Genomic DNA, 23,092 nt, shown 5'->3' on the forward strand with positions numbered 1-23,092 from the left:
GCAGGGGGCCGGGGCCAGGTGGGCGGTGGCGGGTGCGGCGCCGTAGAAGCCGTGTTCGGTGCGGGAGCCGGGGCCGACGAGGTAGCCGCCGGCGCCGCGGATGTCGATGCCGGGGGCGAGGCGGCTCGCGGAGTTGGGGACGACGACGTCGGGCGGGCCGGTGAGCCAGAGGTGCCGGCCGCCGCTGGGGGTCAGGACGACCACGGTCTCCGGGATCGTGAACAGGTGCCGGAGGGCCAGTTCGCGCAGGGCGGAGGACGAGTCCGTACCGGATTTGGTGTCGAGGTCGATGCCGATCAGGTGGTGCGGCGGCAGTCCGCACGCGATGCCGTAGCCGGTGGCCCAGGGGGCGGCGGCGAACAGTTCGCGGATGCGTGCCGGGTCGGTGGAGGCGTCGTGGACACCGTGCCCGAGGAGTCCGCACTCGCCGTGGCAGGGCGGTCCTACGGTGCCTGCCGCGCCCACCAGGTCGGTGTCGTCGCGGTGCGGTGAGCGCAGGGCCGGGAGTTTTGTTCGGGACAGGGGGATCACGGCCAGTCCGCGTTCGGCGGCTGACAGGGCGTGTGCGAGGGCCAGCGTGGTGGCCTGCCGGTCGATGGTGGCCATGACTCCATGTTCGTACGAGTGTTCGAAAAAGGGAAGAGGGGGTGGCATCGACGCGCCCGGGGTGCGGTGATCGGCGGGGAATGTGGCGGAACGCTTCGCCTCGTGCGCCGCCCCGGGGTGAGATGTCCGAACCACCCGCAACTGCGGCTTCAGAGCAGTCAAAGGGGTTTATCGACTTTTCATCACGCTTCAGGGGGAATAAACGCTTCCGGCCTGGTTCGCCGGGGATTCGGTGGGCAACTCTGGTCCTGCGACGTCGTGCACCACACCGGGGCGGTCGGCCAACTGCCCTGGTAGAAGCCGTACTTGAAGCCGTAGTTCATGTGCGTTCGGCTCGGAAGCCGCTCCGCACTCTGTTCTGGAGGAACAACATGGCAAGCATCCGTACCGCCCGCCTCATCGCCGCCGTCTCCGCCCTCCCGCTGGCAGCCGCCCTCTTCACCGGCGTCGCGGCGGCGGACAACGGCGCCATCGCGGGCAACGGATCGAACGCGGGTGTGGCGACCGTCAGCGGCAGTGGGGTCGGGCACGACAACAAGGGCAACTCGTCCACCACACAGCAGCAGGCGGTCGGCTCCGGAGCCTCGAACCAGAGCAACACCGCCCAGGTCAACGGATCCGCGTTCACCGCCATCAACCAGGGAAACTCGAACGTCGCCGTCAACTTCGCCAACTTCTGGTAGCCGCGCCCGGCGACTCCCGCGCGGGGATGCGTGGGGGCGTCTGAGGGTGTGTGAGGTGTGCTCTTTGGGGTCGTTACGCGTCTGCGCGGTGGTGCTTCGGTGCCACCGCGCAGGCGTTTTTCCGTATGCGGGCAGGCGTCCCGCGCGGACGTTCTCGTGCGCCACGCGCGCGTGCCCGGTCGGCAGCGGGACCGTGCGGGAACGACCTTGACAGTCCACGGCATCTGACGGACAGTCAGAAACCATCGTCCGTAGGACTACGACGACACGGAGGCCGCCGTCGTGCACCTCGCCCCCACCCCTCGCCAGCAGCGCCTGCGTGCCGAACTCCGGTCGTACTTCGCCGCGTTGATGCCGGACGGACCACCCCGCGCGGACGACCCCCAGGGGCAGCGGGCGTTGCTGCGCCGGATCGGCGGCGACGGGTGGCTCGGGCTCGGCTGGCCGGTCGAGTACGGCGGCCAAGGGCGCGGCGCCGACGAGCAGTTCGTGTTCTTCGACGAGGCCTACCGGGCGAACGCACCCGTGTCGATGGTCACCCTGAACACCGTCGGACCGACCCTCATGAAGTACGGCAGCGAGGAACAGAAGGCCACCCTCCTGCCGGGCATCCTGCGCGGCGAACTCGTCTTCGCGATCGGCTACAGCGAACCGTCGGCCGGCACGGACCTCGCCTCGCTGCGGACCCGGGCGGTACGCGAGGACGCCCGGGGCTGGCTGATCGACGGGCAGAAGATCTTCACCTCCAACGCCCACAACGCCGACTGGATCTGGCTCGCCTGCCGCACCGACCCCGAAGCCCCCAAGCACCGCGGTATCTCGATCGTCCTCGTCCCGACCGACGCGCCCGGCTTCTCGTGGACCCCGATCGACACGGTGGGCGGACAGCGGACGACGGCCACGTACTACGACGGCGTCCGCGTCCCGGCGGGCAACCTCGTCGGCGCGGAGAACGAGGGCTGGTCGCTCATCACCAACCAGCTCAACCACGAGCGGGTCGCCCTCGCCGCGACCGGCATGCAGGCCGAGGACTTCTACACGGCCGCGCTGACCGCCGCCCGCACACCCGATCCGGTGACGGGCAGACGCCGGGCCGACGAGCCGTGGATACGCGCGCAGTTGGCCGAGGCGCACGCCCGGCTGGCGGCCACCCGGCTGCTCAACTGGCGCCTGGTGGGCGACGTGGGAGCGGGCCGGCTGGCGCCCGGCGACGCGAGCGGCGTGAAAGTCATGGGAACCGAATCGACGGTTGCGGTGTACCAGATATGTCAGCACATCGCCGGAGCGGACGGGACGGCAGGAACAGGCGCGGCTACGGGACTGACGGGGCTGGTGCGTTCGGGTTCGCCGGGTGTCTTCGGGGACGGCGAGCTGGAGCGGTTGAACAGGGCGGCGCAGATCAACACGTTCGGGGGCGGGGTGAGCGAGGTGCAGCGGGAGATCGTCGCGACGATGCGACTCGGGATGACGAGGGGGAGGCGGTGAGCACGGTGATCGACGAGTTGGGGGCGAGGCTCAAGGCGTACGAGGGGCGTCCGGCCGCCGTCGCGGGCACCGGCAAGGACCCCGTCAACGAGCCGATGATCCGGCACTGGTGCGAGGCGATGGGCGACACGAATCCGGCGTACTCGGGCCCGGACGCCGTCGCTCCGCCCACCATGCTCCAGGCCTGGACCATGGGCGGCCTCTCCGGGCACTCGGGACGCACGGGGGCCTACGACGAGTTGTTCGACCTGCTCGACGAGGCGGGCTGCACCTCGGTGGTCGCCACCGACTGCGAGCAGGAGTACCTACGGCCCTTGCGGCCGGGGGACGAGGTCACCTTCGACGCGGTGATCGAGTCGGTCTCGGACCGCAAGACGACGAAGCTGGGCACGGGGTACTTCGTCACGACGCGCATGGACGTGCGGGTGGGCCAGGACCTCGTCGGCACCCACCGCTTCCGCATCCTCAAGTACGCCCCCGCGCGGCAGAGGCAGAAGGGAAAAGGGGGAGAGAAAGGAGCGCGCGCCCGCCGCCCCCGCCCCGTCGTCAACCGGGACAACGCCGGCTTCTGGGAGGGCGTGGAGCGGCATCAACTCCTCATCCAGCGCTGCACGAGCTGCGGCACGCTGCGCCACCCCTGGCTGCCGGGCTGCAACACCTGCGGCGGCCCGGACTGGGACACCGTCGAGGCGAGCGGCGACGGGACCGTCTACTCGTACGTGGTGATGCACCACCCGCCCTTCCCCGCCTTCGACCCCCCTTACGCCGTCGGGCTGATCGAACTCGCCGAGGGCGTGCGGATCGTGAGCAACGTGGTGGGGGTGCCGTACGACAAGGTGCGCGTCGGGCTGCCGGTACGGCTCGAATTCCGGCGCTACGACGACGAGGACAAGGGCGATGACAAGGGCGGGGGCGGCCCGCTCGTGCTCCCTGTCTTCAGGGTCCTGGACGGCCGAGAGGGCGGGGTGGGCTGACATGGACTTCACCCCCACGGAGGAGCAGGCGGCTGCCCGTGACCTGGCCGCCCGGATCTTCGGCGACCTCGCGACACCGGAGCGGCTCGCCGCGGCCGAGACGGGCAGCGACCCCGAGTTGTGGAAGGCGCTGTGTGCCGCCGGACTGGTGGGCGCCGTAGAGGAGTTGGGGCTGCTCGGTCTCGTCCTCCTCCTGGAGGAACAGGGGCGGACGACGGCCCAGGTGCCCTTCGCCTCGACGTGCGTGTACGGGCTGTTGGCGGTGACGGCACACGGTTCCGCAGAGCAGCGGGAGCGGCTGTTGCCGGGGATCGGGGACGGGTCGGTGGTGGTGTGCGGGGCGTTTCCGGCGCAGGGGGGTGTACGGGTCGTGCGGGCCGTACGGGCCTCTGCGCAGGGCGAGTTGACAGGTACGGTCCCTGTCGTCCCCTGGCTGCGAGACGCCACGCATGTCCTTGTCGCCGACGAACACGGGGAGTTGTGGCTGACGCCGATCACGGACGCCACGCACGTCGAACCGGTCGAGCTCACCGCACCCTGGTCGGCCGGGCGGCTGACACTCGACGGCGCGGCGGCGGAACGGCTCGGTGCCACGGAGGCCCACGCCGACGGCCCGACCCCCGCGCACGCCGATGTCCGCGTGACGGCCTACGCCGACATCCTCGCCACCGCCCGTACCGCCTTCGCCGGTCTTCAGGCCGGGGTCTGTGCGGGGTCGCTCGCGCGGGCGGTGGCGCACACCAACACCCGGGAGCAGTTCGGGCGTCCGCTGGCCACCCGGCAGGCGGTCCAACTCCGGGCCGCCGACGCGTACATGGACATCGAGGCGATACGCGTGACGGCGTACGAGGCGGCCTGGCGGCGCGACGCGGGGCTGCCGTACGCCACGCACGCGCTGACCGCGGCCTGGTGGGCGGCCGAGGCGGGGCGGCGGGTCGTCGACACGGGGCAGCATCTGCACGGCGGTGCGGGAGCCGACGTGGAGCATCCGGTCCACCGGCACTTCCTGTGGGGGCGGCAGTTGGACGGGTACCTCGGATGCGGGGCCGAAGTACTGCAGGAACTGGGGGAGTTGATCGTCAGTGAGGAGGCGCAGCCATGAGGGCAGGAGGCGTGGCCATGAGGGTGGGTGAGGAGTTGCCCCCGCTCGAAATCGAGATCACCCGCACACTGATCGTCGCCGGGGCCATCGCCTCCCGCGACTACCAGGACGTGCACCACGACGCGGAGTTGGCACGGCTGAAGGGCTCCCCCGACATCTTCATGAACATCCTGACGACGAACGGCCTGGTCGGCCGCTACATCACGGACCACTTCGGCCCGCGAACCGTCCTCCGCAAGGTCGCCATACGGCTCGGCGCCCCCAACTACCCCGGCGACACCATGGTGTTGACCGGGACGATCGAGGAGACGGACGGCGACACCACGACGGTGCGCGTGCTCGGGACGAACGGCATCGGCCGGCACGTCACCGGCACGGTCGTGGTCATGGTCGCCGTACCGACAACGACGGAGGCCGGAGGATGAGCGTCCGCACCCGCGACAGGCTCGGCGGACGGGCCGCGATCGTCGGTATCGGGGCGACGGAGTTCTCCAAGGACTCGGGGCGCAGTGAGCTGCGGCTGGCCGTGGAGGCGGTGCGGGCAGCGCTGGACGACGCGGGGCTGACACCGGCGGACGTGGACGGGATGGTGACGTTCACGATGGACACCAACCCGGAGATCACCGTCGCCCAGGCCTGCGGGATCGGTGAGCTGTCCTTCTTCTCCCGGGTCCACTACGGCGGCGGCGCGGCCTGCGCGACCGTGCAGCAGGCGGCGCTGGCCGTGGCGGCGGGGGTCGCCGAGGTGGTGGTCTGCTACCGCGCCTTCAACGAGCGGTCGGGACGCAGATTCGGCTCGGGCGTCACGCACCGCGAACCCTCGGCGGAGGGCGCGGCGCTCGGTTGGGCGCTGCCGTTCGGGCTGCTGACACCGGCGTCTTGGGTGGCGATGGCGGCGCAGCGGTATCTGCACACGTACGGCCTCACACCGGAGGTGTTCGGGCAGGTGGCGGTCGTGGACCGCAAGTACGCGGCGACGAACCCGGCGGCGTACTTCCACGGCAGACCGATCACCCTCGCCGAGCACGCGGCCTCGCGTTGGATAGTGGAGCCGCTGCGGCTGCTGGACTGCTGCCAGGAGACGGACGGCGCCCAGGCGATCGTCGTCACGTCGGTGGAGCGGGCCCGCGACCTGCCGCGTCCGCCGGCGGTCGTCGCGGCGGCGGCCCAGGGCGCCGGGCGGGCACAGGAACAGATGACCAGCTTCTACCGCGACGACCTGACCGGCCTCCCGGAGATGGGCGTGGTCGCCCGGCAACTGTGGCGGACGGCGGGGCTCGGACCGGACGACATGGACGTGGCGATCCTCTACGACCACTTCACGCCGTTCGTGCTGATGCAGTTGGAGGAGTTCGGCTTCTGCGGAAAGGGGGAGTCGGCGGACTTCGTGGCGGAGGAGCGGGTGCCGATCAACACACACGGGGGACAGCTCGGGGAGGCGTATCTGCACGGCATGAACGGAATAGCGGAAGGCGTCAGACAGGTGCGCGGCACCGCGGTGAACCGAATACCGGGCGCCGGCCGAGTACTGGTGACAGCGGGGACCGGGGTACCGACCTCCGGACTGATCCTCACCACCGACGCCTGAGCCCTGTCCCACGGAAGACGACCGAGCCTGGCGGACCTCCGGACGGTAACCTCCAGGGGTGAACCCGCGGCGGTCGATCCGGACGCCAATCCACAGGGTTGAACCGGAAGCGGCCGACTCCGGACGGCCGACTCCGGACGGCCGACTCCGGACGGCCGGTCGGCCGGACGTCCGCCCCCGGCTGCCCCTGCACGGCCGAGCCCGGATGCCCCCGGACGATTGTGTCTGGGTCGCCCCCGGGCGACTGAGCTGCGGCCGACCCGGACGGCAACTCCCACGGTTGAACCCGCAGTGGCCCACTCCGGTCGGCAATCCGCACGGGTGAACCGGCAGCGGCCGACTCCGGACAACCGAGCCCCCAGGCAAGCCGCAGTGGCTGCTCCCGTAAGCCTCTGCCTCCGGGAGGATCCCGCAGTCGCCGACCCCGTAAGCCTCAGCCTCCAGAGGGAACCGGGAACCCCCAGTGCCCGACCCTCCCCAGCCTCACCCCCAGGGGTAAACCCGCAGTACGTCTCGCCCGCTCGTCCACCTTCAGGAGGTGGAGTCAGCCCCACCACTACAACCTGAGGGGGAGTCCCCTTCGGGACCTGCGGCCGATCCGCCGAAGTGGGGATCGCTCATAGCGTGGAGCCATGACCACAGCCGTCTGCACCAGCGCTTCGAACGCCGTCGCACGGGCCGCCGAGCGGGCCGACGCTCGGACCACGACGCGGCCGGGCATCCGCCCCGCCGTACGCCCCGCGGCCGTACGCCCGGCCGCCCGTCCCGCCACCCGGCCCACCGCACGGGCTGCGCAGACCCAGCCGACCGTCACCGCCACCGCTGCCGCGGCAACCACCCTCACGTACCCCTCCTTCTCGTCGTACATGAGGGCCAGGCAGCCGGTGCTGCTGCGGACCGCGCGGTCGCTCACCGCGAACGCGTCCGACGCCGAGGATCTGCTGCAGACCGCGCTGACCAAGACGTATGTCGCCTGGGAGCGGATCGAGGACCACCGGGCGCTGGACGGCTATGTGCGCCGGGCGCTGCTGAACACGCGGACCTCGCAGTGGCGCAAGCGCAAGGTCGACGAGTTCGCGTGCGAGGAGCTGCCCGAGCCGGAGACGGGCGGCGGCGCGGAGGACCCGGCCGAGCAGCAGGCGTTGCACGACGCGATGTGGCGGGCGATCGCGAAGCTGCCGGACCGGCAGCGGGCGATGGTGGTCCTCAGGTATTACGAGGATCTCAGCGAGGTGCAGACGGCCGAGGTGCTCGGGGTGTCCGTGGGCACGGTGAAGTCGGCGGTGTCGCGGGCGCTGGGCAAGCTGCGGGAAGACCCGGAGCTGGTCCTCGTACGGTAGGACCATGGCAGGTCGGGTGATCGATCACCCGGTCCTAGTGACATACCACCTGGTATGTGAGCAGAATCAGCGCGACCCCTTACTACCGCGTAGGCAATGTCGCCCCGGGAGGACGCCGTGCTGAGCACCATGCAGGACGTACCGCTGTTGATCTCCAGGATCCTGACCCACGGGTCCACGGTCCACGGAACATCGCAGGTGATCAGCTGGACCGGTGAGGGAGAGCCGGAACGCCGTTCCTTCGCGGAGATCGGTGCCCGTGCGGCCCAGCTCGCGCACGCGCTGCGCGAGGATCTGGGCGTGGTGGACGGCGAACGCACGGCGACCTTCATGTGGAACAACTCGGTCCATGTCGAGGCATACTTCGCGATTCCCGCCATGGGTGCGGTGCTGCACACCCTCAACCTCCGTCTTCCGGCCGACCAGTTGGCGTGGATCGTCAACCACGCGGCCGACCGGGTGGTGATCGTCAACGGTTCGCTGATCCCGCTGCTCGCACCCCTGCTGGCCAAGCTGCCGACGGTCGAGCACATCGTCGTGTCCGGACCGGGCGACCGCAGCCCCCTCGACGGCACCCACGTGAGCGTGCACGAGTACGAGGACCTGATCGCCGGCAAGCCGACCACCTACGACTGGCCCGAGCTGGACGAACGCCAGGCCGCCGCGATGTGCTACACCTCCGGGACCACGGGCGACCCCAAGGGCGTGGTGTTCAGCCACCGTTCGATCTACCTGCACTCCATGCAGGTCAACATGACCCAGTCGATGGGGCTTACGGACCAGGACACGTCACTGGTCGTCGTGCCCCAATTCCACGTCAACGCCTGGGGTTTGCCGCACGCCACCTTCATGACCGGCGTCAACATGCTGATGCCGGACCGCTTCCTCCAGCCTGCGCCGCTCGCCGAGATGATCGAGAGCCAGCGCCCCACGCACGCGGCGGCCGTGCCCACCATCTGGCAGGGCCTCCTCGCCGAACTGACCGCCAAGCCCCGTGACGTCTCCTCGCTCACCCAGGTCACGATCGGCGGCTCGGCCTGCCCGCCCGCCCTCATGGCCGCCTTCGACAAGCTCGGCATGCGGGTCTGCCACGCCTGGGGCATGACGGAGACCTCCCCGCTGGGCACGGTCTCCCGCCCGCCGGCCGAAGCGGTCGGCACGGACCGCGAGTTCGAGTACCGGCTGACCCAGGGCCGTTTCCCGGCGAGCGTCGAGGCCCGCCTCACCGGCCCCGGCGGCGAACGGCTGCCCTTCGACGGCGAGTCCGCCGGCGAACTGGAGGTGCGCGGCCCCTGGGTCGCCGGCGCCTACTACAACGGCCCCGACGCCGAACCCCTGCGCCCCGCCGACAAGTTCAGCGAGGACGGCTGGCTCAAGACCGGCGACGTCGGCACCATCTCCCCCGACGGTTTCCTCACCCTCACAGACCGCGCCAAGGACGTCATCAAGTCCGGCGGCGAGTGGATCTCCTCCGTCGACCTGGAGAACGCCCTGATGTCCCACCCGGACGTCACCGAGGCCGCCGTGGTCGCCGTACCGGACGAGAAGTGGGGCGAGCGTCCGCTGGCGACCGTCGTCCTGCGGGAGGGCTCCACCGCCGACTTCGAGTCGCTGCGCGCGTTCCTCGCCGACGCGGGGAAGATCGCCAAGTGGCAGCTCCCCGAACGCTGGACGATCGTCGAGTCGGTCCCGAAGACGAGCGTCGGCAAGTTCGACAAGAAGGTCCTGCGCAGGCGCTACGCCGAAGGCGACCTGGACGTCACCAAGCTCTGACCGGCCGGCACATTCTGAACGCCGGGTGTCAGGAACACCGAACTCCTGCGCCCGGCGGGGCGGCATCCATCAAAAGGGCGGCCCGAAACCGTCGTACGAATCCGGGCGTCTGTACGGACCGGCCTGCCGCTTCGGTCAGGAGTGGCCAAGGGCGGCCATGCGTTCCCGCAGACGGTTCGCGGCTCTTCGGTATCGGTCCTCCAGATCCTCCATCGAGGTTCCATACCGCTCCCCCCATCGCAGATACGTGTCCACCAGCTTCTGCCGTTCGTCTGTGACGAGGTGTGCGACGCGCAGGCGGAGGCCGTCGCCCAGAACGTCCAGCACAAAATGTGCCTCTTCGGCGGGGAGAAGGTGTTTCGGCGGCCTTGGTGTGCCTGCCCGATCCCGTGGAAGGGAGCGCCAACGGCGGAGCACGCCTGGAAAGCCGTACCGGGCTAGTGCGTCGAGATCGTCCTCGTGGTCCGACCACCAAGAGGCCACGGCACCTAGTAGTTGGTACCTGTCCAGGATTCCTGAGCGAAGTTGCTCCAGGCAGAGTGACGCCTCGAGTTGCGAGCGTACGTCCGCCGGAGCCAGGCCCACATGCGCCAGGTCGCTGACGAGTTCGCGTTGACCGGTCCACCAAGCTCGGACTCCGTCGAGAAAGTACTGCTCCTGGGCCATGGCCAGTTCGGGAATGCGAGTGGCTGTCGCCATGTACCCGCTGGAGGGGAACCGACGGTAGCCGGGCCGATCGGGTAGGAACAGGTCGTCCAGGCTGACGCCGAAGGCGTGGAACAGATCCGCCTGGCTTTCGATCTCCCGCAGGGGAACACCACCGGTGAGGGCTGCGCCGATGTCCAGCAGCGGTTCGGCAGGGGGAGCGGCGTCGACATAGCGGCGGATGTTCAGATTGAAGTCGTTCTCCGTGAGTTCCGCCAAGGAGACGACGCGCGCGAAATCGGGGACGTCGTGGCGGCCGAGGAAGGCATCCACGATTTTGGCGATGTGCTCCGCGTCGAGCCTGTTCCTTGACCGACCGACAGTCACCTCGCGCTCCGCGTTGATGAAGAGCACGGTGCCGTGCCTCTCCCGGGGCAGATCATGCGGGCCCTTCAGGACGAGGATGCACGCAGGGATGCCCGTGTTGTAGAAGACGTTCGCCCCGATGCCGATCACGGCTTCAAGACGGTTGTCCTCGATCAGACCCCGGCGGATGTCACGCTCGGCGCCGCCGCGGAACAGCACGCCCTGCGGGACGACCACGGCTCCGGTCCCGTCGGGGCGCAGGATGGACAGCACGTGCTGGACGAACATGAGGTCGGCCTTTTTGCCACCCTCGGGGACCCAGCCGTACTTCATGCGTTCCGGGTGTCTTATGGCGTGCCGGTCGTAGTTCATCGAGAACGGTGGGGAGGTGAGCACCCGGTCGAATCGCGACAGTTCGGAGAACGCGGCTTCGAGCGGGTCGGTCAGCGCATCGGAGTGGGACACGGCCGCGTCCGTGAAGCCGTGCAACAGAAGGTTGAGCCTTCCGGTCAGCCACGCCGTACTGTTCTTCTCCTGCCCGACGAGGGCCAAGTTCGCCTGGTTGTCGCCGTGCTCGGAAACGTACCGGGCGGCGCTCAGGAGCATGCCGCCCGAGCCGGCGTGTGGGTCGGCGATCCACTGCCCCGGTTGAGGATCGACCAGCTCGGCCATCAGTCGGCACACGGCACGGGGCGTGAAGGACTCCGATCCCTTGGCACCTTGCGCGGACGCGGTGCGGATGAGGAGACGGTCGAACGCCCGGCCCACCACGTCGTCGAACTCCAGGTCGTCGTCGCTCAAGGACAACTCGCCGACCATGTCGATGAGTTGGCGGAGCGCATGTCGGCGGTTCTGCGTTACGCCGTTGAAGTCGACCTCGCGGAAAAGATCACGCAGCCCGGGGTTGTGCCGCTCAAAGGCGACCAGTGTCCGGTTGACGCCTTCTTCGAAGTCCCCGAGGTGACCCCAACGGTGGTCCATCACGACGCCCCAGCGGGCGTCCTCGGGGAGACTGAGGAAGTCGGGCTGGTCGGAGGCGCGTTTGAGCAGCAACAGGGGACCGATGATCCGGGGGAACTCCGGGATGCTTACCTCCCCGCGCACACGCTCCGCGGCTTGCCAGAGGAAGTCCTCAAGACGGTCGACAGTGAGCGGTGGCTCTTGGCCCTGGCCCGGCAACTTGGTCACTCTCCTCTGGTGAGCTGGTCGAAGACCGACGGACGTAGGGCCACCAGACGGTTCAGCATCATTCTCTGGACCTCGATCTGCTCGTCGATGTCGGCGAGCGCCTCGACGACGTTCTGCTGGCGGCCCAGCGACGGCACCTCGACGCGGAAGTCGCTGAGCATGGCGGAGTTGAGGGAGGGGACCGTGCCCGACTGGGCCTGGGCGACCAGCTCGCGCTGTACCGGAGGGTGGCTCAGATACGAGGCGAGGAACGCGGGGAGGACGAGTGTCCGGTCGGGGCGGATGCGCAGACATGACGAACTGTAGAACCAGCCGGTGTGTTCGGCATCGATGAGGGCCAGCCGACCGAGCGTGCCCTGCCGTACGACAAGGATGTCCCCGGCCCGCAGGGCGAAGCGGGAGAGCCGCCGGGCCTGGGAGTCGGGGATTCGGCGCACCCGCCGGGTGTCCACGGTGAGCTGCTCGGTGAGATCGGGGGGTGCGATCACCGGAACACCGCTGGGCCCGTCGTCGAGATTGTCGAGCAGTGAGCCGGACGGGCCGGCCGTGACCTGGCAGCAGTCCCCCAGCGGGAGCCAGGTGGTCCCGGAGGCACGCCAGGGCCGATCTTGAGCCATGGATGTATGACCTCCTCGCACAGTACGGCCCGTCCTTTCTCGTCGGCTTCGTCAGACGGCGCGCAGCCAATACCTCAGAGCCGCACGGAACAACTCCTCCGCCGCCACGGTGAGCACGGCCAGCATGACCGTGACCACCGCCGCCGTCCCGTGCCCGGTGAGGGCGGCGAGGACCACGATGGCGACGATCACCACCAGCGTGACCCAGGTCTTCCTGGCCCGCTTGGGCCAAGGCCAGGCATGATGGTGGTTGATGATTCTCACGAGAATCCTCCCGTAAGCCCCGTCAGGGGCGGTCGGGCCGCGCCGCCCGTCTTGGATTGAGCCCCGGGTCGGGCGGTGCGGCGATTTGTCTTGCAGCGTCGGCAACCCACGGAGGCGACGCTCAACGCCCCCCTCGGCACCGCACCCGAACCTGGAGAACTCCAGCCTCAGTGGTTGTACCGTAACACAACCCGCGAAGGTCTCTTCGCAATATTGCGAAGAGACCTTCGCGTTGTAGGGGGGTTGCAAGTTGCAGGCATCACGAGCAAGAGCGCACCAGAGAAAAATGCTGCATCACCTGGGTGATGCAGCAACAACATTCATTTGCCTCGCTGAGACGACGATGTAAATGAATGAATTAAATGAGCAGGGGGCGAGCGCCTCGGGGCCTCGTCACTGCCGCCCTCCAGCAGCCCCAGTGACTGAACGCCGGGACCGCGAGGGCCGAGGCCAGGGCGCCTTCGGTCAAGTCGGCCACCACGTAGGCGGTGTTCGTGGTTGCCGGGGTCGGCGTGGTGGTGAGGGCGAGGGCCTGGTTGTCGACGTAGAAGGCGACCAGGGCCGCGTGGACGGCGATCGCGGCCACGAACAGCGCCCATAGGACCTGTCCGCCGAGGCAGAACAGCGGCACGGACACCGCGGCGAGCGCGTACGCGAGCGAACAGTACGACCTTCTCCGCGCCGAATCGGTCGCCGAGTTCGCCCAGCACGGCATCGCGGGCGCACGCATCGACCGCATCACCACCGAGGCCAACAAGCAGCTGATCTACGTCTGCTTCGGCAACACGGCGGAGCTGTACACACAGATCCTCGACGCGTCCATGCTCGACCAGGCCGTAGCCCTCCCCGTCGACCTCGACGACACCGAGGGCTGGATCGATCGGCTCACGGACTACCAGTTGGTCAATTCGTGCCGATCCGCGCCAACAGGTCCACGATCCTCGACTGGACCTCCGTGCTCGTCGATCGTTCGGCGAGGAAGAGGACGGTCTCCCCGGAAGCCAGCCGGGGCAGATCGGCCTCGTCGACGGCGGCGGTGTAGACGACCAGCGGGGTGCGGTTGAGCTGCCCGTTCGCGCGCAGCCAGTCGACGATACCGGCCCGCCGCTTGTGCACCTGCAGCAGATCCATCACCACGAGGTTGGGCCGCAACTGCCCCGCCAGCGTCACCGCGTCCGCGTCGCTCGCGGCCCGCGCCACCTGCATCCCGCGCCGCTCCAGCGTCGCCGTCAGCGCCAGCGCGATCTCCGCGTGCTCCTCGATCAACAGCACCCGCGGCGGATGCTGCTCACTGTCCCGGGGCGCGAGCGCCTTCAGCAGGACGGCGGGATCGGCGCCGTAGGCCGCCTCGCGCGTCGCCTGCCCGAGCCCGGCGGTCACGAGGACGGGCACCTCGGCCGCCACCGCCGCCTGCCGCAGCGACTGGAGCGCCGTCCGCGTGATCGGCCCGGTCAACGGGTCCACGAACAGCGCCGCCGGGAACGCGGCGATCTGCGCGTCGACCTCCTCGCGCGAGTGCACGATGACGGGCCGGTACCCGCGGTCGCTCAGCGCCTGTGTGGTCGTCACGTCCGGCGCGGGCCACACCAGCAGCCGGCGCGGATTGTCGAGCGGCTCGGGAGGCAGTTCGTCGTCGAGCGGCTGCGGCCTCGGCGTGTCCGCGATCTCGACGGCCCCACCGGGACCGTCCAACGGCTCGGGTCCCTCGGCCGCGTTCTCGTCCGGTGCTCCTATGGCGTACGACCGTCCGGCGCCCTCGGTGATCGGCGAGAGCCGCGACTGCCCGGCCATGGAGGGCTGCGCCTGCTCACCCTGGGGATGCGGACGCGCCGACCCGGCGGTCCCGGCATCGGGCCGCGTCCCCAACTTCCGTCGCCGCCCGCCGCCGCCCGGGGTATGCGGCGGAGGCGTCGCGGTCGGCTGCTGCACCTGAGCCGCCTGCCGCGTGAACGGCACCCCCTGCCCCAACGTCCGCACACTGATCGCCCGCCCCTGAGTGGAGTTGGGATCAACGCCCCCGACCGAAGCCCCGGTCGGCGCCGGCACGACAGCCTCCGCGGGCAACGGCTGCGCGACCCGCGCCTGCGCCGCGACGGGAGCGGCAGCGGCGGGAGCAGAAGCGGGAGCGGCCGGTGCAGGGGCGTTCGGCTGCGCGTTCGGCTGAAGGTCCGCGTTCGGGTTCGGGTTCGGGGCTACGGCGGGGCCGGCGCCGTTCGCCGGTACGGGGGTGCCCGGGACCGGCTGAGCGGCGGGGAGCGCCTGCGCCGGTACAGCCGCACCGGGTTGGGCCTGAGCCGGGCCGACCTGGCCGGGAATGCCGTGCGGAGAGACCGGCTGACCCTGACCGCCCTGAGGGACAAGACCCTGGGCGGGCGCGGGCTGCCCGGGGATGCCCTGCGGCGGAATCGGCTGCCCCGCGAGTCCTTGACCTGGAATCCCCTGGCCCGGGACCCCTTGAGGGGAAACCGGCTGGCCGGGGCCGCCCTGCGGCAGTGCCGCCTGGGCCGGGATGCCCTGACCGGGGACCGCCTCCGCCGGGAGCGGCAGCGGCTGCTGGGCCGCGGTGTTCTGTCCGGGGGCGGGGAGGCTCTGCGCGGGGGCGAGTTGCATGGCACTGCCCGGCTGACCGGGCTGACCGGGCTGACCGGGCACCGGCTGACCGGCGACGGGCGGCCCGCCCACCGGCTGCACCACACCCGGCACCTGTCCTGCGCCCTGCGCCTGCCCGGGAAGTCCTTGTCCCACGAGTCCTTGTCCCACGGCCGCGTCGCCCGCCGCCGCGAGCTGACCGGAGTTCTGCCCGGGCAGCACGGGAGCGACCCCGACCTGCGCCGGTACGCCCACGGCGACACCGGGCCCCTGCTGGACCGACTGTTGCCCAGGCGCGGCGACCTGCTGCCCCTGACCCGCCGTCCCCTGTGCCGGGACCACCGCGCCCGCCGCCTGCGCCGGCACGCCCTCCGCGGGCTGCTGCGGCTGGGCCACGGCCCGGCGACGGCGCCCGGTGGGCGCGCTCGTGGGGTGCGGCTGCGGCGGAGTGTGGTCGTCGGACTGGTCGTGCGCTACGGCGTCGTGCCGCCCTTCGTCCCCGGCAACCTGCCCGGGAGCGACCGGAATCCCCGGGGCGACCGGCACCCCCGGAACCTGCGCGCCCGCGTCCGGCGTACGGTCCGCCTCGGCCGGCGGCAGCGCGAACACCGTACGGGCGCCCGCCTCCTGCGCGGCGGCCCGCTCGGCCGCTGCGGCGAGCGCGCGCCTACGACGCCCGGTCGGCTGCCCGTCCTCGCCACCGGAGTCACCGGAGCCGTCGGCGCCGTTGGACGCACCCCCCGCAGGACCCCCCGCGGGCAACGCGGGCGGCAACGCCTGCCGCTCGCCACCGCCGCCAGGTGCGGGCACGGGCACGCCTCCCGGCGGCACCGCGCCCAGCCCCGTACCGGAGGCCGCCGTTCCGGCCGCGTGCTCCGCCGCCGTCATCACGGCACCCTCGGACACACCGTCCGCGCCACCTTCAGAACCGTCACCGTCACCGTCACCGGCGCCGACCTCGGCCGCCCGCCCGCGCCGTCGCCCCGTACCGCTGGAAGCGCCGTCGCCGCCCGCTTCCACGGCCGCCGCAGACTCCTCGCCCGCACGCCTCCTGCGCCGCCCGGTCGGCACCGCGCCCTCACCACCGGAGCCACTGGAACCGTCGGACCCGTCGCCCGGCACCTCGCTCTCCAGGAACGCGTCGACCGAGGACCGCCGGGCCCGTCGCCGTCCGCTGTTGCCGCCCGTGGCCTGCTCGGGCAGGGCGAGTTCGGCGCCGCCGGTCGTGGCCGGAACCGCGACGGCCCCCGCCCCGCCGCCGATCGGAACCTCCAGCACATACGCGCTGCCGCTCATCCCCGGCACGTCGTGCGTCTGCAGCACACCGCCGTGGGCCCGCACGATCCCGCGCACGATCGGCTCATGCACCGGGTCTCCCCCGGCGTACGGCCCGCGCACCTCGATCCGTACGACCTCACCGCGCTGCGCCGCCGCCACGACGACCGTGTTGTCCATGTAACCGCCCGCCGACGCGGGCGAGTTGCCGGTCGCGTCGACGCCGGCGACGTCCGCGACCAGGTGGGCGAGCGCGGTCGCGAGCAGCGCGGGGTCGACCTCGGCCTCGATGGGCGGCGCGTGCACGGCGAACTGCACGCGCCCCGGCCCGATCAGTTCTACGGCCCCGTCGACACCGGCGGCGACCACGGCGTCCAGCATGACCTTCGTCCGCGAGATCTCCTCGGCCCCGGTCTCCAGCCGCTGATAGCCGAGCACGTTGTCGATGAGCTGCGTGATGCGCGAGTAACCGGCCGACAGATGATGGAGCACCTGGTTGGCCTCGGGCCACAGCTGCCCGGCGTCGTCGGCGGCCAACGCGGCCAGTTCCCGGCGCAGTTCGTCGAGGGGGCCGCGCAGCGAACGTCCGAGCAGCGTGAGCAACTGCTCGTGCCGCGCGGCGAGTTCCTCGTACCGGTCCTTCTCCCGCTCCCCGAGGGCGGCGTACCGCTCCTCGTTCGCCGCGAGCTCCTCCTCGTGCTGCTCCTGGAGCTCCTCGACCTCGGTGATGTGCTTCTGGCGCAGGGAGGTCAGTTCGGAGGCGTGCTCCTCGTCGATCCGCTCCAGCTCGTCCCGGTGCAGCTTGTCGGCGGCTTCCTTCTCCTCGGCGAGCGAGTCGTACGGCCGCCGGTCGGTGAAGGTCATCACGGCGCCGACGAGTTGATCGCCGTCGCGCACGGGCGCGGTGGTGAGGTCGACGGAGACCCGGTCCCCGTTCTTCGCGAACAGCACCTGCCCGCGCACCCGGTGCTTGCGCCCGGACCGCAGGGTGTCGGCGAGCGGCGACTCCGCGTACGGGAACGGCGAACCGTCCGCCCGCGAGTGCAGCACCAGCGTGTGCAGCTCCTTGCCGCCGAGATCGCTGGCGCGGTACCCGAGGATCTGCGCGGCGGCCGGATTGACGAGCACGACCCGCCCGTCCGTGTCCGTTCCTACGACACCCTCGGCGGCGGCGCGCAGGATCATCTCGGTCTGCCGCTGCGAACGGGCCAGCTCGGCCTCGGTGTCGACGGTGCCGGAGAGGTCGCGGACGACGAGCATGAGCAGCTCGTCGGCGGTGTAGCCATAGCCGTCGTAGGCCTGCTGGCCGTCTTCGAGGTTGGCGCTGGTCACCTCGACGGGGAACTCGGAGCCGTCCGTCCGGCGGGCGATCATCCGGGTCGGCTTGGTCCGGCCGCGCGGGTCCATCGAGTCGGGGCGCCGCATCGAACCGGGGATGAGCCGGGAGTCGAACTCCGGCAGCAGGTCCAGCAGTCCGCGTCCGACGAGCGCGGTGCCGGGCGCCTCGAAGGCTTCCAGCGCGATGGTGTTCGCGTTGACGACCGTCCCGTTGGCGTTGACCAGCACCAACGCGTCCGGGAGCGCGTCGAGTATGGCTGCGAGGCGAGCAGCGCCTCGGGATGGCCTGCTGCTCACGAGACGCTTCCTCCCTGTTACCGCACCTTGCCGACCGCGGAGGCCATCTTGCCAACGGGTCCGCGACGTGTCACGCGAGGGAGTCTAAGGGCACTCCTTGTGCTCGCGGAGTGAGATGAGAGGGAGGTCGCACGGTGAAGTGACGTAGAACGTGTGACCGACCGTCGTCGGACCCCTACGGATGGACATCTACGGATGGGCATCTACTGACGGACATCGACGGGATGCCATCTACTACGGATGCCATCTACTTACGGATGTCATTTACTGACGGAGGTCGGGCAGCAGCGGGACCATCCCGTTCCACCGGGAGATCTCGCAGCCGTTGCTCCGGTCGTACGTCGTGTCGACGGGGCGTCCGGCCCACGTGCCGGTGACGTGGGCGGTGGCCGGGCCGCCGTAGATCATCGTGCACATGCTGTCGGGCGGTACCGGGGCGAAGGGGTCCTTGCCCCACCGGGTGTTGCGGCCGACGGCCTCGCAGGCGCCGGTCACGTCCGGGTGGGTGCCGCCGCCGGGGTGGCAGTACAGATCGTGGGTGCCGTCGGCGGCGCCCGCGTGCCGGACGGTGACGGTGAGGTGGTCGGCGCCGGACCGGTCCTCGTCGGTGCCGGGCGGTGGGGCGAGGGTGCGGGCGGTCGTGGGGGATGCGCCGGCGGGCGTCGCGGCCAGTGCGCCGACGGTGGCGGCGGACGCGGCGGCGATCACGAGGAGACGGTTGACCTGCAACATGACCTGACTAACGCCCACCGCCCCCGGACGTTGCGGACACGGCGGCCGGCATCAACGGCTTTGCCCTGCGGCCCGCCTGCCTAGTACCGTAGACCGCGATTGGTGGCACCCCGCTCGTCTGTGTCATCATCTGCACGCACCACTCGCGCTCGCGCGGGAGGTCGTTGCTGGAGGCGTCGCCTAGTCCGGTCTATGGCGCCGCACTGCTAATGCGGTTTGGGACGCAAATCCCATCGAGGGTTCAAATCCCTCCGCCTCCGCACCCCATCCGAAGCCCCGGTCGAAGCGACCGGGGCTTCGGTCGTTCGCAAGGTCGTTTTCGGGCCGTTTCCGCAGCTCACAAGGGGTATGGCTAACGGATTTCACATGGCGGCGGCAGTCATGTAATGTTCTTCCTGTCGCCGCGAGCGGGCCGGAAGGGCCGGGAGCGGCGAAGGAAAACAAGAGAAAATCAAGCACTCGTAGCTTAACGGATAGAGCATCTGACTACGGATCAGAAGGTTGCAGGTTCGAATCCTGCCGAGTGCACAGCAGAACAGGGCCCCGCGGAGAGATCCGCGGGGCCCTGGCTTTTGTGCTGACGACAAGGACGAGCCATGCGCATCGGGATCACCGGTCATCGAGGGCTGCCCGTCGGCACGGAGCGATCGGTCACCGCGGCCGTCCGGGAGGCCGTGAGTGCCTGCCCCGCGACCGGCCTGGTCGGCGTCTCCTGTGTCGCTGACGGTCCCGACACATGGTTCGCCCGGGCGGTCCTCGAGCACGGCGGCTCGCTCGAGATCGTCGTACCGGCCGCGAACTACCGTGCGTCGCTGCCGGATTGGCACCACGCGGTCTACGACGACCTCGTGCGCCGGGCGTCCGAGGTGCACGAGACCGGGCTGCCGGACTCCGACCCCCACGCCTACATGTTCGGCAGCGAGGTTCTGGTCGGGATGGTCGACGAGCTGCTCGCCGTCTGGGACGGGCGGCCCGCGCGCGGCCACGGCGGTACGGCCGACGTGGTGACGTACGCCCGGCGCACCGGTGTACCCGTACGGGTCCTGTGGCCCGCCGGAGCCACCCGAGACTGACCCAAAGTGACGTTGCTCACACGATTTCGGGCATTCGGTGAGGTCGTCGGGGGGCTCGTGCACCAGGTTGTGATGAACAAGCGATGTGGACGGCCTCAGCGAGAGGCGTGTCTAGGCCCATACTGGAAGCAATGACAAAGCCAGCTGCACCGAAGCGCTATCTGCCCACCAGTCCCTTCAAGGCACCGGCCGCGGCGGCCCCCAAGCATTTCGCCGTGGGCGACCAGGTGACACACGACATGTACGGCCTCGGCCGGGTCATCGGCATCGAGGACGGAATCGCGGTGCTCGTCGACTTCGGGTCGGTTCAGGAGCGCATCCTGAGTCCGTACGCCAAGATGAGCAAGCTGTAGGACCGCAGTGCCCGGTCACGGCACACCAGGTCCTGGCGGCCTGTAACGAACGGGAGACCTCTCATCGAACTGACCTCGCTGTTCTCCGCCCCGGAAGGGGCGACCCGCCATCCCAACGCGGGATCGCCCCCTCCGGCGACGAACCCCTTCCAGGCCCCGGACTTCGGGGACGACGAGACGCTGCCGCTCGACGACGGGCCGGCATCGTTCTCGGAACTGGACGAGGCCTACCGCCGGGCGGGCTAGGCGCCGGGTCCCATGTAGTCGCGTCAGTACGTCACCTCGCGGTTCTTGACAGTGACCACGGAGACGAAGTGGTTGTCGTAGGGCCGCCCGGTGCGCACAGCCCGTCCGCGCTGTGCAGCCGCACCACCTCGCCGTGGCCGCGGTACAGGTCGGCCACCGATCCCGCATGAGCCTCCGCATCAGCCGACGACCCACGGTCCGGGCAGGTCCGCGCGGATCGTCTCCAGGTCGGCGGCCGTGCGTCCGAGCGCGTGGACCCAGCAGTGGTCGAACACCCCGTCCCGGCGCAGCAGCCGACCCGGGGCCGCGTACCAGCGCAGGGGTGAGCACGCGGCGCCGACCCACATCGGGTGGTCCGGCAGATCCACTCGCGTGTAGCGCGCCCGCAGGTCCGGCAGGAGCGCGTCCGGCAACTCGCAGGCGTCGTACAGGCTGCCGACGCCGAGCAGCGACTCGCTCAGCACGAGTTCCACCCAGGCCACGGACAGCCTGTCCAGGAACGGGACCCAGCCGTCGTGCGACTCCACCACCACGGGGGGATCGTCCTGCTTGATCTCGTCCAGGGGGATGCCCCACGACGCGCAGCCCTGGTTCTCGTGGCGGAAGACCAGGACACCGCCGAAGTCGTCGACGACCTGGAGAGCGGGCGGCGGGAGCAGGGGATCCTGCTGTCGCGTGAGGTCGTCGCGACGGCCCAGCAGCGCGTATCCCTCGCGTAGCGCGGCGGGCAGCCGAAAGCCCAACTCGGCCTCGACCGCGTCCAGTTCGGCCGTGGTGCAGCCGTCCTCGGGCCGCAGGGGCAGGCCCGTCCACTCGTCGGCGAAGCGGCGCAGAAAGCCCCAGGCATGGGCCCGACCGGTCACTCCGCCACGCAGCGCGACCGAGACGTCGAGCGGTGGTTCGCGCATGGGTATGGACGTGGGTATGGGCGTGGGCGTGGGCGTGGGCGTGGGTTTCGGCATGGTGCAGACGCTAGCCAGTCGATGAGCGGATGACCGCCTCCACCCGGACCGACCCGGCTCTACTTCTGCCATGACCACCCACCGTCAACAGCACTCCACCACCTGGGTCCGCCACTTCGCCGACCGTGGTCACGGAGCCGCCCGACCGCTCGCCGCCGGTGTCGAGGGCGCCGTCTACCGCCTCGGCGACGGGACGGTCGCCAAGGTGTGGACCGGGCGCCGGCCGACCGCTCCGGACCTCTTACGGCGGGTCTACGACGACATCGCCCAGCACGCGGCCTCGCTGCCGTTCGCCACGCCGGAGATCCTCGCCGTCGAGGAGCACGAAGGCGTCCTCGTCACCTATGAACGCGAGTTGGCAGGGGCACCGCTGCGGGCCGACTCGGCGGTCGCTGCGCCGCCGCGGGAGTTGCCCGCGAGGGAGACCGACGCCCTGCTGACGGTTCTGCGCGTCCTGGCCGCCGTACCCGGCACCGAGGCCATGCGCCGCCTCACCGTCCAGGGCGACGACCGCCCCCTCTGGGAGGGCCACGCCCGCTTCCCCGACGCGCTCGCCGCCCTCGTCCGGCGTGCCGTCCGCCGTCACGGCGACCTGCTCGCGGCCAGGGTCCCCGACCTCGCGGACGTCGTGCGACGGACCGTCGAGTCCCTGGTGGCGTTGCCGGACGGCCCGTTCGTCTCGGTCGTGCACGGCGACCTCGTACCGCCGAACATCCATGTCGACGACACGGGCGCCCCCACGGCCGTACTCGACTTCGGGTTCTTCACGACAGCGGGCGACCCGGCCTTCGAGGCCGCGGTGACGGCCGCCGTGTGGGACATGTACGGGCCGTACGCGGAACCGCACACCACCACGCTCACCCGCCTCTTCGCCGAGGAGCTTCACCACTCGCCGCACACGCTCGCCCTCTACCAGCGCGCCTACGCCCTGGCGACCTACGACCTGTTCTCCTCGGACGGGAGCGACGGCCACTTCCGTTGGTGCGCAAGGCTGTTGGGGCGCGGGCCGCTTACGCCGCCGCGCTGAACACGGGCGCCGCCGGCACCGTCCGTACCGGAATCGCGACGGTGGCCGGAGTGCCCCGGTCGGCGAAGACGAACAGGCGCAGGACCAGGAAGCGGCCGATGCCGGCGAGGGCCGAGGCGCTGAGGTAGACGATCTGTTCGGTGAGCATGGTCGGGGAGGCCTGGACGGTGTGGAGGACGAGGATCGCGGCGGACGTCGCCGCGTAGGCCGCCGTCGCCGAACCCGCCGACTGCCAGTGCTCACGCAGACCGGGACGGCGCCCGGTGCCGAAGGTGAACAGGGCGTGCAGTTCGGTGCAGAGGATGGTCGACGCGATCGTGATCAGCGCGTTCGCCGCGACCCAGGGCATCAGCGTGGCGAGCAGCGGCACCGCCAGGCTGGACAGGACCCCGACCCCGCCGCCGCACACCACGAACCGGACGAAGGAAGCGAACGGGCCGGGAGCGGTTGTCATGGAATTTCCCTCCGTACGGCGGCCGTTCGACCTGCGCCGGTCCTTCTGACCGGCTGAGATCAACGATGCCGTCGTACGGCTGCGAGCACGATGAAGCACTCTCCCGAACCGTTGG

The 23,092-nt window shown here is 70.5% G+C and carries 19 protein-coding genes, 2 tRNA genes and 2 pseudogenes; 14 read left to right on the forward strand and 9 right to left on the reverse strand.

Going from position 1 to position 23,092, the window contains the following annotated elements:
• Positions 1 to 606 (reverse strand): bifunctional DNA primase/polymerase (locus JHN45_RS22975; protein WP_201050439.1); only part of this gene is annotated, 606 nt, incomplete at its 3' end.
• Positions 607 to 977: 371 nt separating this feature from the next.
• Here JHN45_RS22975 and JHN45_RS22980 point away from each other — a divergent pair.
• From JHN45_RS22980 to JHN45_RS23015, 8 genes are all read left to right on the forward strand, one after another.
• Entirely contained in the window at positions 978 to 1,289 is a 312-nt protein-coding gene (locus JHN45_RS22980; RefSeq protein ID WP_019073223.1) for a hypothetical protein, read from the forward strand.
• A 282-nt stretch (positions 1,290 to 1,571) separates the two neighbouring features.
• Complete coding sequence (locus JHN45_RS22985; RefSeq protein ID WP_201050440.1) at positions 1,572 to 2,774, forward strand: acyl-CoA dehydrogenase family protein; 1,203 nt, start codon at positions 1,572 to 1,574, stop codon at positions 2,772 to 2,774.
• Entirely contained in the window at positions 2,771 to 3,748 is a 978-nt protein-coding gene (locus JHN45_RS22990) for a bifunctional MaoC family dehydratase N-terminal/OB-fold nucleic acid binding domain-containing protein (RefSeq protein ID WP_307783168.1), read from the forward strand. Before JHN45_RS22985 ends, JHN45_RS22990 begins: the two co-directional genes overlap by 4 nt.
• 1 nt (position 3,749) lies before the next feature.
• On the forward strand, positions 3,750 to 4,850 hold the full coding sequence (locus JHN45_RS22995; protein ID WP_201050441.1) for an acyl-CoA dehydrogenase family protein: 1,101 nt from the start codon (positions 3,750 to 3,752) through the stop codon (positions 4,848 to 4,850).
• Between the two features lie 17 nt (positions 4,851 to 4,867).
• Positions 4,868 to 5,275: a MaoC family dehydratase gene (locus tag JHN45_RS23000; RefSeq protein ID WP_201050442.1), complete on the forward strand. Its 408-nt coding sequence runs from the start codon at positions 4,868 to 4,870 to the stop codon at positions 5,273 to 5,275.
• Positions 5,272 to 6,438, forward strand: coding sequence for a lipid-transfer protein (locus JHN45_RS23005; protein WP_201050443.1), 1,167 nt, complete (start codon positions 5,272 to 5,274; stop codon positions 6,436 to 6,438). Before JHN45_RS23000 ends, JHN45_RS23005 begins: the two co-directional genes overlap by 4 nt.
• A 719-nt stretch (positions 6,439 to 7,157) precedes the next feature.
• The gene (locus tag JHN45_RS23010) at positions 7,158 to 7,778 is read left to right on the forward strand and encodes a SigE family RNA polymerase sigma factor (RefSeq protein ID WP_374195636.1); all 621 of its coding nucleotides are present in this window, start codon (positions 7,158 to 7,160) and stop codon (positions 7,776 to 7,778) included.
• 96 nt (positions 7,779 to 7,874) lie between these two features.
• Entirely contained in the window at positions 7,875 to 9,551 is a 1,677-nt protein-coding gene (locus JHN45_RS23015) for a long-chain fatty acid--CoA ligase (RefSeq protein ID WP_201050445.1), read from the forward strand.
• Positions 9,552 to 9,686: 135 nt separating this feature from the next.
• Here JHN45_RS23015 and JHN45_RS23020 read toward each other — a convergent pair whose 3' ends face one another.
• From JHN45_RS23020 to JHN45_RS23035, 4 genes and pseudogenes are all read right to left on the reverse strand, one after another.
• Entirely contained in the window at positions 9,687 to 11,750 is a 2,064-nt protein-coding gene (locus JHN45_RS23020) for a class I SAM-dependent DNA methyltransferase (protein ID WP_201050446.1), read from the reverse strand.
• The gene (locus JHN45_RS23025; RefSeq protein WP_201050447.1) at positions 11,747 to 12,367 is read right to left on the reverse strand and encodes a restriction endonuclease subunit S; all 621 of its coding nucleotides are present in this window, start codon (positions 12,365 to 12,367) and stop codon (positions 11,747 to 11,749) included. The genes JHN45_RS23020 and JHN45_RS23025 overlap by 4 nt, the downstream gene beginning before the upstream one ends.
• Positions 12,368 to 12,418: 51 nt before the next feature.
• Positions 12,419 to 12,631, reverse strand: coding sequence for a hypothetical protein (locus tag JHN45_RS23030; protein WP_201050448.1), 213 nt, complete (start codon positions 12,629 to 12,631; stop codon positions 12,419 to 12,421).
• Between the two features lie 358 nt (positions 12,632 to 12,989).
• Positions 12,990 to 13,389 (reverse strand): annotated as a pseudogene (locus JHN45_RS23035) (hypothetical protein); the annotation flags it as partial.
• Here JHN45_RS23035 and JHN45_RS53125 point away from each other — a divergent pair.
• A pseudogene (locus JHN45_RS53125) lies at positions 13,318 to 13,527 on the forward strand (TetR/AcrR family transcriptional regulator); the annotation flags it as partial. The pseudogenes JHN45_RS23035 and JHN45_RS53125 overlap by 72 nt on opposite strands.
• 7 nt (positions 13,528 to 13,534) lie before the next feature.
• On the opposite strand, the gene JHN45_RS23040 reads toward JHN45_RS53125, so the two are convergent.
• Positions 13,535 to 18,130 carry a PAS domain-containing protein gene (locus JHN45_RS23040; RefSeq protein WP_201050449.1) on the reverse strand — a complete coding sequence of 1,532 codons (4,596 nt, stop codon included), beginning with the start codon at positions 18,128 to 18,130 and terminating at the stop codon, positions 13,535 to 13,537.
• Positions 18,131 to 18,394: 264 nt separating this feature from the next.
• Complete coding sequence (locus JHN45_RS23045) at positions 18,395 to 18,862, reverse strand: SSI family serine proteinase inhibitor (protein WP_200716159.1); 468 nt, start codon at positions 18,860 to 18,862, stop codon at positions 18,395 to 18,397.
• A gap of 169 nt (positions 18,863 to 19,031) precedes the next feature.
• Between JHN45_RS23045 and JHN45_RS23050 the strand changes: the two genes are divergently transcribed.
• The 4 genes from JHN45_RS23050 (at position 19,032) to JHN45_RS23065 (ending at position 20,288) form a co-directional block, all read left to right on the forward strand.
• Positions 19,032 to 19,122: transfer RNA gene (locus JHN45_RS23050), tRNA-Ser, on the forward strand.
• A gap of 195 nt (positions 19,123 to 19,317) precedes the next feature.
• Positions 19,318 to 19,390 (forward strand) — tRNA-Arg (locus JHN45_RS23055).
• 68 nt (positions 19,391 to 19,458) lie between these two features.
• Positions 19,459 to 19,935: a hypothetical protein gene (locus JHN45_RS23060; protein ID WP_201050450.1), complete on the forward strand. Its 477-nt coding sequence runs from the start codon at positions 19,459 to 19,461 to the stop codon at positions 19,933 to 19,935.
• A 131-nt stretch (positions 19,936 to 20,066) separates the two neighbouring features.
• Positions 20,067 to 20,288: a hypothetical protein gene (locus JHN45_RS23065; RefSeq protein ID WP_019073270.1), complete on the forward strand. Its 222-nt coding sequence runs from the start codon at positions 20,067 to 20,069 to the stop codon at positions 20,286 to 20,288.
• Between the two features lie 425 nt (positions 20,289 to 20,713).
• Here JHN45_RS23065 and JHN45_RS23070 read toward each other — a convergent pair whose 3' ends face one another.
• Positions 20,714 to 21,496 carry an SMI1/KNR4 family protein gene (locus tag JHN45_RS23070; protein ID WP_236583977.1) on the reverse strand — a complete coding sequence of 261 codons (783 nt, stop codon included), beginning with the start codon at positions 21,494 to 21,496 and terminating at the stop codon, positions 20,714 to 20,716.
• A gap of 70 nt (positions 21,497 to 21,566) precedes the next feature.
• On the opposite strand from JHN45_RS23070, the gene JHN45_RS23075 reads away from it, so the two are divergent.
• The gene (locus JHN45_RS23075) at positions 21,567 to 22,523 is read left to right on the forward strand and encodes a phosphotransferase family protein (protein WP_201050451.1); all 957 of its coding nucleotides are present in this window, start codon (positions 21,567 to 21,569) and stop codon (positions 22,521 to 22,523) included.
• Here JHN45_RS23075 and JHN45_RS23080 read toward each other — a convergent pair.
• On the reverse strand, positions 22,507 to 22,977 hold the full coding sequence (locus JHN45_RS23080) for a hypothetical protein (RefSeq protein WP_201050452.1): 471 nt from the start codon (positions 22,975 to 22,977) through the stop codon (positions 22,507 to 22,509). The two genes, JHN45_RS23075 and JHN45_RS23080, sit on opposite strands and share 17 nt — an antisense overlap.
• Positions 22,978 to 23,092: the final 115 nt, after the last annotated feature.

Origin of the sequence: Streptomyces sp. MBT53 (assembly GCF_016654115.1) — a bacterium.
Taxonomy (GTDB): Bacteria; Actinomycetota; Actinomycetes; order Streptomycetales; family Streptomycetaceae; genus Streptomyces.